The organism is Rhodobium orientis, assembly GCF_003258835.1.
Classification (GTDB): Bacteria; Pseudomonadota; Alphaproteobacteria; order Rhizobiales; family Rhodobiaceae; genus Rhodobium; species Rhodobium orientis.
On record NZ_NPEV01000088.1, the window covers coordinates 1 to 10,763 of the forward strand.

Annotated in this window: 9 protein-coding genes and 1 riboswitch; all 9 genes read right to left on the bottom strand. The window is 67.1% G+C overall.

Features of this window, described 5'->3' with window-relative positions; all coding sequences use genetic code 11:
• Positions 1-344: 344 nt before the first annotated feature.
• The gene (locus CH339_RS22950; RefSeq protein WP_201240974.1) at positions 345-1,328 is read right to left on the bottom strand and encodes an alpha/beta fold hydrolase; all 984 of its coding nucleotides are present in this window, start codon (positions 1,326-1,328) and stop codon (positions 345-347) included.
• On the bottom strand, positions 1,325-2,056 hold the full coding sequence (locus tag CH339_RS22955) for a tetratricopeptide repeat protein (protein ID WP_111436742.1): 732 nt from the start codon (positions 2,054-2,056) through the stop codon (positions 1,325-1,327). The genes CH339_RS22950 and CH339_RS22955 overlap by 4 nt, the downstream gene beginning before the upstream one ends.
• A 255-nt stretch (positions 2,057-2,311) precedes the next feature.
• Positions 2,312-2,437: a type B 50S ribosomal protein L36 gene (gene ykgO / locus CH339_RS22960; protein ID WP_111436743.1), complete on the bottom strand. Its 126-nt coding sequence runs from the start codon at positions 2,435-2,437 to the stop codon at positions 2,312-2,314.
• A 151-nt stretch (positions 2,438-2,588) separates the two neighbouring features.
• Positions 2,589-3,905 carry an HlyD family type I secretion periplasmic adaptor subunit gene (locus tag CH339_RS22965; protein ID WP_111436744.1) on the bottom strand — a complete coding sequence of 439 codons (1,317 nt, stop codon included), beginning with the start codon at positions 3,903-3,905 and terminating at the stop codon, positions 2,589-2,591.
• A 5-nt stretch (positions 3,906-3,910) separates the two neighbouring features.
• The gene (locus CH339_RS22970; protein ID WP_111436745.1) at positions 3,911-5,674 is read right to left on the bottom strand and encodes a type I secretion system permease/ATPase; all 1,764 of its coding nucleotides are present in this window, start codon (positions 5,672-5,674) and stop codon (positions 3,911-3,913) included.
• Positions 5,675-5,856: 182 nt separating this feature from the next.
• Entirely contained in the window at positions 5,857-7,437 is a 1,581-nt protein-coding gene (gene gcvPB, locus CH339_RS22975; protein ID WP_111436746.1) for an aminomethyl-transferring glycine dehydrogenase subunit GcvPB, read from the bottom strand.
• Positions 7,434-8,780 (bottom strand): aminomethyl-transferring glycine dehydrogenase subunit GcvPA, encoded by a 1,347-nt coding sequence (gene gcvPA / locus CH339_RS22980; RefSeq protein WP_111436747.1) that lies wholly within the window; start codon positions 8,778-8,780, stop codon positions 7,434-7,436. Before gcvPA ends, gcvPB begins: the two co-directional genes overlap by 4 nt.
• Positions 8,781-8,929: 149 nt before the next feature.
• Positions 8,930-9,301 (bottom strand): glycine cleavage system protein GcvH, encoded by a 372-nt coding sequence (gene gcvH, locus CH339_RS22985; protein WP_111436748.1) that lies wholly within the window; start codon positions 9,299-9,301, stop codon positions 8,930-8,932.
• Positions 9,302-9,347: 46 nt separating this feature from the next.
• A complete protein-coding gene (gcvT, locus tag CH339_RS22990) occupies positions 9,348-10,490 on the bottom strand; it encodes a glycine cleavage system aminomethyltransferase GcvT (RefSeq protein ID WP_111436749.1) in 1,143 nt (380 codons plus the stop codon).
• A 152-nt stretch (positions 10,491-10,642) separates the two neighbouring features.
• A riboswitch (glycine riboswitch) is annotated at positions 10,643-10,744 on the bottom strand.
• Positions 10,745-10,763 lie beyond the last annotated feature (19 nt).

Consider the following 10,763-nt stretch of genomic DNA (forward strand, 5'->3'; position numbering starts at 1 on the left):
CGGAAGGTCTGCGAGCAGGTGCCGTGGTGGCGGTAAAAGGCCCCGACCGTGGCAAAGGCCGACGACCGGCCGGCCTTCACCTCCTCATATTCCCTGATCAGGAAACGCCACTTCTGAACATAGTTCCGTTCAATCGTCCGGTCATAGCTGTTGTCGCGCATGGGTCGCTCCTTTCCGCAATCCCATCAGCGAATATCTGAACTCGCACAATTGCGAGCGAACGAAGCGAACGCGGCAATTCAGAGCCACACGCTCCGAGCTGGCGGCCCCTGGATTGCCGCGTCGCCTACGGCTCGTCGCGATGACGGAAGCCTCTTGGCAAAACCGAAAACCGCGCGCCCGCTTCAGGCGACGGTCTCTGCCGGCGTCGCGGCTCGCCCTGCCACCTCGTCGATGGCGGCGACGACCGTATCCGTGCGGGTGTGGTGTGGCATGTGCCCGGCGCCCTTGACGCGGATGAACCGCGCGCCGGCGATGTCCCGTTCAAGGCCGACCGCATGGATGTGCGTGTAGACGATGCTGTCCGCATCGTCGGCAATGATCGTGGTCGGTGCTGAAATTTCCCGATAGCGCGGTGACAGCTCCGTCACATGACCGAAAAGGTCGGCGATGTCCTCGGCATTGGCGCGGAAGGTGGCTGGCCTGAGCGACAGGTCGATGTGGGCGTCCTCGGCATAGTCCTCAGGCGGCTCGGCCGGGGAAAACACGCTGCGGATACCGCGGTCGCGCGCCAGCTTGCCGACCGGCAACACCAGCACCTCGCAGAAGATGCGGCCGATCACCGGCATTGCGGCGAGCCGGTAGTACCAGGTAACGCCGCCCTCCCAGGGGTGGGTGGCGGGCGACAGGAAGACGAGGCCGGCGGTCTTTTCCGGATGGTGGACGGCGAAGGCTGCGGCGACCGAGCCGCCCCAGGAATGACCGATGACGATGGCGCGCCCGATGCCGAGGTCCGACATCAGCCCGGCAATCCGGCCGGCCTGCGCCGCGGGCGCCGCGTCCCCGCGCCCAGCCCGCTGGCTCCAGCCATGGCCCGGCCGGTCGACGAAGATGAGGCGATAGCGACCTTGGAGCCGCGCCCGCAAGGCCAGCATCGGGTCGTGGAGATTGCCGCTGGCGCCGTGGATGAACACCAGCACCGGCGCGTCGGGCCGATCCGCCGGGACATCGACGAAATGGACCGTCGTGCCGTCTACGGCGCGGCGGGTGCCGGTCGGCGGATAGATGCCGTCGATGGTGATGGCGCGCAGCCGCGAATAGGCGGCGAGCGCGAGGGCGACGACCAGCAGCGACAGCAGCACGTCGGCGCCGAAACCGGGTGTCGTCAAATCTGCCGGCCTTCCGCTTTTCCGGAGAGCTCCCTGATCTCCTTCAGCGCCTGCTCGTTGCGCGGATAGATCTCGATCAGCCGCTTATAGGCATCGAGCGCGCGCTCCTCGTTGTCGAGGTTTTCCAGAATCACCGCAAGGCCGTTGATCGCGCCGAAGTGGCGCGGCTCCATCTCAAGGGTGCGGTGGATGTCGGCGAGGGATCTGGCGTAATCGCGGCGCAGGAAATGCACGGTGGCGCGCTTGTTCCATCCTTCCACGAAATCGGGCTTCAGGCGCACGACCGCATCGAGCAGATCGAGGGCGAGCGCGTAGTCCTTGGCGTGGACGGAGACCAGCGCCCGGGCCATCAGAAGGTCGATGGTCGCGCTGCCGGACTGCAGCATCATCTCGGCGATGCGCGATGCCGTCTTCTTGGCCTCGTCGTCGGTCTTGGCCGCTTTCAACCCGGCAAAGAGGGCGTCGAGCCGTTCGGCGCGGGTCTTGGGGGCCGGCGCGGCCTCCTCGGCCATGTCCTCTTCGACGGGCGCTCCGGGCAGCACCTCGCCGCCGCCATCGGGCATGCGCTCCGGCAGCGGCACGGCGCCGAAGGTCTCCGGATCGGGCTCCTCGGTGTCCATGTCGGGGTCGGTTTCGGTCTCGGCGGCATAGGCGGCATTGGCGCCGAAGGCGAGCGCAAGCGCCAGCAGGGCGGCCGCGAGGCGGTTCTTGGTCGGGATCGTGCTCATGGCAGGGAGAATAGTCCCGGTGCGGCCGAGGTCAAAGCGCGTCACGGAAACGTGTTGGATCGATTCCTATTTCGCGTTCGGACGCCAAGCAGGTTTTGCGGCGCCGACCTCACCTCGATCTCGTTTGCCGCCCGGCGATACCTACCCCGGAAACGGCAAAGAAAAAGCACCGCCCGAAAAGCGATGCTTTCAAAACCAAAAGCCGCGCCCGCTTGAAACGGGCGGCGGCAAACTCTCAAGAAGCGATCTGCGCGTTCAGCCCTGGCGGGCTTTGAAGCGCGGGTTCTTCTTGTTGATGATGTAGATGCGGCCGCGGCGGCGAACCATGCGGTTGTCGCGGTGGCGGGTCGCAAGCGATTTCAGCGAATTCTTGATCTTCATTGTTCTGTCCTCGTCGGCGATGTCGGTCGCGACTGAAAACCAAAAAAAGCGCGCCGAACGCGCGCCCTTGTCTCGGGGCGGAAAATAAGGGCGCCCCGGCGCCTTTGTCAACTGCCGTGACGGCGGCAAAGCGGCACCGTGTCCGTCTTTCCTACTGCTCGCGGAAGGTCCGGCGGAACTGGTCGGCCAGGGGCTTCATCAAATAGCTGATGACGCGGCGGTCGCCGGTGGTGATGAAGACTTCCGCCGGCATGCCGGGCACCAGAATGAGCTCGCCGAGCCGCGCCAGCTCATCGGCCGCGATGTCGAGACGCACCGTGTAATAGGACGTGTTGGTCGCCTGATCGTGGGACAGGTCCGGCGAGATCGTCTTGACCTTGCCGGAAAGCTGCGGCGTCGTGCGCTGGTTGAAGGCGGAGAACGTGACCCGGGCCGGCTGGCCGGCCTGGAGCTGGTCGATATCCACCGGCGAGATCCGCGCATCGACGACGAGCGTGTCGGAGATCGGGATGATCTTGAGGACCGTGTCGCCGGGCTGGATGACGCCGCCGACCGTGTGGACCTTCAGTTCGTGGACGATGCCGGAGACCGGCGCGCGGATGTCGGAGCGGTTGAGCTGGTCCTGCGCGGCGACGCGGCGCTCACGCAGTTCCGCCACCTTGGCCTGGACGTCCTGAAGCTCCTTCAACACCGATTCGCGGAAGTCGCGCTCCACCTGCAAGAGCTTCAGCTGGGTCTCGGAAATCTGGCCCTTGGTGACCGCGATCTGGGAGCCGAAGGCGCGCTCCTCGCCGACGAGGCGGGCGGCGTCGCGCTTCAGCGCATTGATGCGCGTGATCGGCACGTGGCCCTTCCTGTGCAGCTCTTCCAGGCCCTCCAGCTCCTTCTCGATGAGGTCGATCTCCTCGCGCTTGGAGCGGCGCTGGGCCTCCAGGCCGACGATCTGGTCGTTGAGCTGGACGATCTTTTCGCGGTTCTGGGCAAGCTGGCCTTCGACGGCGGTTTTGCGCGCGGTGAAGAACGTCGTCTCGCCCTCGACCGCCTTGACGGCGTCCGGCTTGACGTCGGGGCCGAGCAGATGGTCCGGAAAATCGATGCTGTCGCTCTGGTCGCGTTCCGCCTCAAGGCGCGCCATGCGGGCCTCGTAGTCGACGAGCTGGGCGGCAATGATCTCCAGATTGGCGCGCAGCAGCGTCTCGTCGAGGCGGACCAGAAGATCGCCGGCCTTGACGCGGTCGCCATTCTCGATGCGGATCTCGCCGACGATGCCGCCTTCGCGGTGCTGCACCTCCTTGGCGCTGCCCTCCACGACGACCATGCCGCCGGCGACGACGGCGCTGGAGATATGGGCGAACGCCGCCCAGCCGCCGATGCCGCCGACGAGCACCGCAACGGCAATGAAGCCGGCAATCAGATAGCCGCCGATGGCCTGGCTGACGGGTTTTGCGGGTTTTTCAGGCTTTGCCATGGCCGCTACCCGTTGCCCTGCTGGCTGCTTCCGGCGCCCTGGGACGCTTCCTGTCCCTGGGCCGGTTGGGCGCCGACCTGCGGGCGCTGCTTCATGATCTTGCCGAGGATCTCGTCGCGCGGGCCGATCGCCGTCTGCTGGCCCTCCTCGATGACCAGGAGCCGGTCGACGGCAACGACCGCGCCGGCCCGGTGGGCGACGATGACGACGATGCCGCTCCTCTCCTTGACCGTGCGGATGGCGTGGGTCAGCGCCGCCTCGCCGTCGCCGTCGAGATTGGAGTTGGGCTCGTCGAGCACGACGAGGAACGGATCGCGGTAGAGCGCGCGGGCGAGCGCCAGGCGCTGGCGCTGGCCGGCCGACAGCACCGCGGCGCCCTCGCCCACTTCCGTGTCGTAGCCTTCCGGCAGGCGAACCACCAGATCGTGCAGCCCGGCAAGGCGCGAGGCAGCGATCACCGCCTCCGACGTCCGTTCCGGATCGAAGCGCGAGATGTTGTCGGCAACGGTGCCGGCGAAGAGTTCGACGTCCTGGGGCAGGTAGCCGATGTTGCGGCCGATGTCGTCCTCGCGCCACTGGTCGAACGGCGCGCCGTCGAGGCGCACGGAGCCGCGGGCCGGCGGCCAGACGCCGACGAGGGCGCGGGCAAGGGTCGACTTGCCGCTGCCGGACGGGCCGATGACGCCGAGCGCGGTGCCGGCGCGCAATTCGAACCCGACATTGGCGACCGTCGGCTTCTGGGCGCCGGGCGGTACGACCGCGAGGTTTTCGACGGTTACCCGTTCGCGCGGCGGCTCCAGGCGGGTGCGCTCCGCATCGGGCAGGATCGTCAGGGTCTGCTTCAGGCGGCGGAAGGCCTGGCGGCCCTGGATCAGACCGCGCCAGTTGGTCACCGCCTGCTCAATCGGCTGCAAGGCCCGCGTCATGATGATGGAGGCGGCGATCATGGTGCCCGGGGTGATCTCGTTGAGGATCGCCAGCCAGGCGCCGACGGCCAGGATCAGCGACTGCAGGAACAGCCGGAACACCTTGGTGACGACCGAATAGCCGGACGTACGGTCGACGGCGTTGGAATAGGCCCGGACGTAACCGTCATTGACCTCGCCCCAGACCTTGGCGAGCGCGCCGCGCATGCCCATGCCGCGCACGACCTCGGCGTTGCGCCGGCCGGCCTCGGCAAAGGTCAGGCGCTTGCCGGTCATCTTGTTGGCCTCGGCGAGCGCCTTGCGGGTCGAGAAATCGGTGGCGAGCGCGATCGCGAACAGGAACAGCGCACCGCCAAGGGCGACGAGGCCGAGGACCGGGTGGAAGATGAAGATCAGGGACAGGTAGACCGGCATCCACGGCATGTCGAAGAGCGCCGTGATCGCCGGGCCGGAGAAGAACTGGCGGACCTGGTCGATGTCGCGGATCGGCTGCACCACCTCGCCGCGCGGCCCGGCGATCAGCGGTGCCTCGATATAGGTCTCGAATGCGGTCTGGCCGGCCTGCTCGTCGAAGCGGTGGCCGATGCGCACCAGCACCCGCTGGCGGATGAACTCCAGGATGCCGAGGAAGCCGTAGAGGGTGACGACGAGGACGGAGAAGGCGAGAAGGGTCGGCACGCTGTGGCTGGTCAGCACGCGATCGTAGATCTGCAGCATGAATAGCGGGCCGGTCAGCATCAGGATGTTGATGACCATGGAAAACACGCCGACCCCGACCAGCGCCTTGCGCGAGGTCGCGACGATCCGCTCGATCAGCTTGCTTTCGGCCTTCTTGGCAATCATGAGCCATTCCGATAGCGCGAGCGGCGGCCGAATCCCGCCTCTTTCGCGAATGCGTTCTTAAATAGAAGGCGGGCCGCAATTGCGCAACGCCCGCCCCGCCGGCGTTTCCAATCCGGTAAGCATATAGGGCGGTGCGTTTAAAAAGCGTGACGGGGCCGCGCGGACGCGGCGCCCGGCCGGCATTACTCGGCCGCATCCGCCGTCTGCGGCTCCGGCGGCGTCCATTTCAGGACCGGGTGGCGGGCGGCCGCCGTCTCGTCGAGGCGCCGGCGCGGCGCATACCAGGGCGCGCCCTTGAAGCGATCGACCTCACCGCGCTTTGCCCGCATGACGAGGTCGCGCAGCGTCGCGACGAAGAGGTCGAGGCTCGCCTTCGATTCCGATTCGGTCGGCTCGATCAGCATGGCGCCATGGACGACCAGCGGGAAATACATGGTCATCGGATGGAAGCCCTCGTCGATCATCGCCTTGGCGAAATCGAGGGTGGAGACGCCGGTGTCGTCGAGGAAACTGTCGTCGAACAGCACCTCATGCATATAGGGCCGCTCGCCGAAGGGCAGGCTCATGACGTCCTGCAAGCCGGCGCGGACATAGTTGGCGTTGAGGACGGCATCTTCCGAGGCTTGCCGCAGGCCGTCGGCGCCGTGCGAGAGCATGTAGGTCATGGCGCGCACGAACATGCCCATCTGGCCGTGGAAGGCCGTCATGCGGCCGAACGGTTTTGTGCCGTCGGCCTCGGCGTCGGCCGGGGTCTCGATCAGTTCCGGGCCGGCGGCGGTCATCTTGACGTAGGGCAGCGGGGCGAAGGCTTTGAGCCGCTCCGACAGCACCACCGGGCCGGCGCCCGGGCCGCCGCCGCCATGGGGCGTTGAAAACGTCTTGTGCAAATTGATGTGCATGCAGTCGACGCCGAGGTCGCCCGGCCGGGCCTTGCCGAGGATGGCGTTGAGGTTGGCGCCGTCGCAGTAGAAATAGGCGCCGGCCTCGTGGACGGCTTTGGCGATCTCCACGATGTCGCGCTCGAACAGCCCGCAGGTGTTGGGGTTGGTCAGCATGATGCCGGCAACGTCGTCCGACAGGCGTTCGATGACGGCAGCGGGATCGACCGTTCCGTCCTCACGGGCCGGAATCGCGACGACCTTGTAGCCGAGCAGCGCGGCGGTCGCCGGGTTGGTGCCGTGGGCGGATTCCGGGACCAGCACGATGGAGCGGTTCTCGCCATGGGCGGCGTGGGCCGCCTTGATCGCCATCATGCCGCAGAGCTCGCCATGGGCGCCGGCCTTGGGGCTCATGGCGACGGCCTCCATGCCCGTCGACACGCAGAGCCAGCGGGCGCATTCGGCGATCAGTTCCAGCGCGCCGGGCACGGTGGAGACCGGCTGCAGCGGATGGACGTCGGCAAAGCCCGGCAGCCGCGCCATCTTCTCGTTGAGGCGCGGATTGTGCTTCATGGTGCACGAGCCAAGCGGATAGAGCCCCATGTCGATGGCGTAGTTCTTCTGGGAGAGCCGCACGTAGTGGCGCATGGCCTCCGGTTCGGCGAGGCCCGGGAGGTCGAGCGGCTCGCTCCGTTCCAGGCCGCCGAGGCGGGATTTCACGGCGCCATCGGGCTCCGGCAGGTCGACGCCCGTCGCCTCCGCGGTGCCGACGTCGAAGATGACCGGCTCCTCGATGCGCAGCGCGCGGTTGCCGGTGAAGGTGTCCGGGGCGGTCGATCCGACCTCGTCGGGGGTGGTGGGGCGGCCTTCGCGGTTCATGGTCATGCCAGCACCTCCTTCAATGCGTCCGCATAGGCGGCGCGATCCTCGTCGGAATTGATCTCCGTCGCCGCAACGACGATGAGATCGGCGAGGTCGGCGTTGCCCGGCTCCAGCCGCGAGACCGGGACGCCGCCGAGGATGTCTTTTGCGGCCAGCGCCTCGATCACCTTTGCTGCCGGTTTCGGCGTGCGGATGGTGAATTCGTTGAAGAAGCTCTCGTTCAGCACCTCGACGCCCGGCACGGCAGACAATGCGTCGGCGAGCTGGACCGCACTCTGGTGGTTGAGCGTGGCGAGTCTCTTCAGGCCCGCAGCGCCGAGCAGCGTCATGTGGATGGTGAAGGCGAGCGCGCAGAGGCCGGAATTGGTGCAGATGTTCGAGGTCGCCTTTTCCCGGCGGATGTGCTGCTCGCGGGTCGACAGCGTCAGCACGTAGCCGCGGCGGCCTTCCGCGTCGGTGGTGAGACCAGCAAGGCGGCCCGGCATCTGGCGGACGTATTTCTGGCGGGTCGCAAAGAGGCCGACATAGGGGCCGCCGAAATTGAGGGAATTGCCGATCGACTGGCCCTCGGCGACGACGATGTCGGCACCCATGGCGCCCGGCGGCTGCAACGCGCCGAGCGAGACGACCTCGGTGACGACCGCGATCAGCAGCGCCTTCTTCTCGTGCGCCTTTTCGGCAATGGCCGTCAGGTCCGTAAGCTGGCCGTAGAAGGACGGGGTCTGGACGACGACGCAGGAGGTGTCGTCGTCGATCTCCTCCAGGAGAGCCTCGGTGCCGGCGGGATCGGGGGCAAGGCAAACCAACTCGTCGCCGGCCATGTCCGAAAGGTTCTTGACCACCGCCCGGTATTGGGGATGGAGACCACCGGAGAGCACCGCCTTCTTGCGCCGGGTCAGCCGGTGCGCCATCAGCACGGCCTCGGCCGTCGCGGTGGAGCCATCATACATTGAGGCGTTGGCCACATCCATGCCGGTCAGCCCCGCGACCTGGGTCTGGAACTCAAAGAGGGTCTGCAAGGTGCCCTGGCTGATTTCCGGCTGGTAGGGGGTGTAGGCGGTGAGAAACTCGGAGCGCTGGATCAGATGGTCGACGGTCGCCGGCACGTGGTGGCGATAGGCGCCGGCGCCGACGAAGAAGGGCACGGAGCCGGCGGAAACGTTCTTCGCCGCCATCCGCGACATCTGCCGCTCCACCGACATCTCGCCGGCTGCCTTCGGCAGGTCGACGAGGTCCTTGAGGCGGACGTCCTTGGGGATATCGACGAAGAGGTCGTCAATGGCGGCAACGCCGATGCGCTGAAGCATGTCGGCGCGGTCGGTGTCGGTCAAAGGCAGGTAGCGCATGGGAGGGTCACTCGCTTGCGTGTCGGGTTCGGGCCGGCCCCTCATGGATTGCCGCGTCGGCCTGTTGGCCTCCTCGCAATGACGAGAGAAACTCACGCGTCATTGCGAACGCAGCGAAGCAATCCAGAAAAGGCGGCGCCCGCCACCCCTCAAAGGTCGGCGATGTGGGCCTTGTAGGCGTCGGCGTCCATCAGGCCGTCGAGCTCGCCGGTATCCGACAGCTTGACCTTGAAGAACCAGGCGCCGGTCTCGGCCTCGGCGTTGACCTTTTCCGGCGCGTCGGTGAGGGCGTCGTTGATCTCGACGACCTCGCCGGAGATCGGCGCGTAGACCTCGCTGGCGGCCTTGACCGATTCCACGACGGCCGCGTCGCCGCCCTTTTCCAGCGCCTTGCCGACATCGGGCAGCTCGACGAAGACGACGTCGCCGAGTTGGTTCTGGGCGTAGTCGGTGATGCCCACCGTGCCGACGTCGCCGTCGAGCGAAATCCATTCATGGTCCTTGGTGAAGTAGACGGTCATCGGTTCGTCCTCGTCAGGTGATCTTGTCTGGTTCGTTGGGAGGTCATTATTTGGGTTTGCGGTAGTAGCGCTGGGGCACGAAGGGCATGTCGACCACTTTCGCCTTCAGCGCCCGGCCGCGCACCATCAGGTCAAGCTCGGTGCCGGTGGCAGCAAGGTCCGCGGCGACATAGCCCATCGCAATCGGCGCGCCGACCGTGGGCGCAAAGCCGCCGGACGTGACGCGGCCGACGGTCTTGCCGTCATGCATGATCTCGGCGCCCTCGCGGGCCGGCGCACGGCCTTCCAGCGACAGGCCGACGCGTTTTTCCGCCGGGCCGCTCTCCATCTCGGCGAGGATTTTCTGCGCGCCCGGAAAGCCGCCTTCCTCGCGGCGGCGCTTGGAAATCGCGAACAGGAGATCTGCGGCGACCGGCGTCGTCCCGGCATCGATATCGTGGCCGTGCAGGCAGAGGCTCGCTTCCAGACGCAAGGAATCCCGGGCGCCGAGGCCGACCGGCTTCACCTCGTCTTCGGCAACGAGCGCGTCCCAGACGGCAACCGCCCTGTCGGCGGCAACGGAGATCTCAAAGCCGTCCTCGCCGGTATAGCCGGAGCGGCCGATATGGCAGTCGATGCCGTCGAACTCAGCGCTCGATGCCGCCATGAAGGAGAGATCGCCGCACTTTTCACAATGCCGCGCCATGACCTCGGCCGCCTTCGGGCCCTGGATCGCGATCAGCGCGCGGTCCTCGGCGACGGCAAGCGAGATGTCCGGCGGCAGGGCGGCGCGGATGACGGCGTAGTCGGCGTCCTTGTTGGCAGCGTTGACGACCAGATAGAGCCGGCCGTCATCGCTTGGGTCGGCGGAGCGCGTGACCATCAGGTCGTCGAGGATGCCGCCGGCGTCGTTGAGAAGGAGGGTGTAGCGGATGCGGCCGGGCTTCAGGCCGGCGATGTCGCCGGGGACCAGCTTTTCCAGCGCCGCCGCGGTCGTCGCGTGATCCGGGCCGGCAAGGAACGCCTGGCCCATATGGGAGACGTCGAAGAGGCCGGCGTTCCCGCGCGTCCAGGTGTGCTCGGCGAGGATGCCCTCATACTGGACGGGCATCTGGTAGCCGGCGAACGGCACCAGGCGCGCGCCGAGGCTTGCATGACGGGCGTGGAGCGGCGTCTGCTTCAGGTCGGTTTCGGATGTGGTATCGGCCATTCTGGTCCTCGGGTAAGGGGTCAGCGGCGAAAGCCCGGCGATGCCGGAAATTCCGCGCCTCCTCTGTCCCGAGACCTGAGAGATTTCCCGACGGGTGTCCGCCGGTTACTCCTTCGGTGAGCCCGTTGCCGAGCCGCTTTCCAGAGTGTCGCTGGGTGCGCGCGGTCCCTTTGCCTGAGAGTTTCCGAGGCAGTTGCTCCTTCGGCGCCGGCCGCAGCCCTCACGGGTCCGCCGGTCTCTCCCGCACACACTCGCGCGTCCGGTCACCCGGAC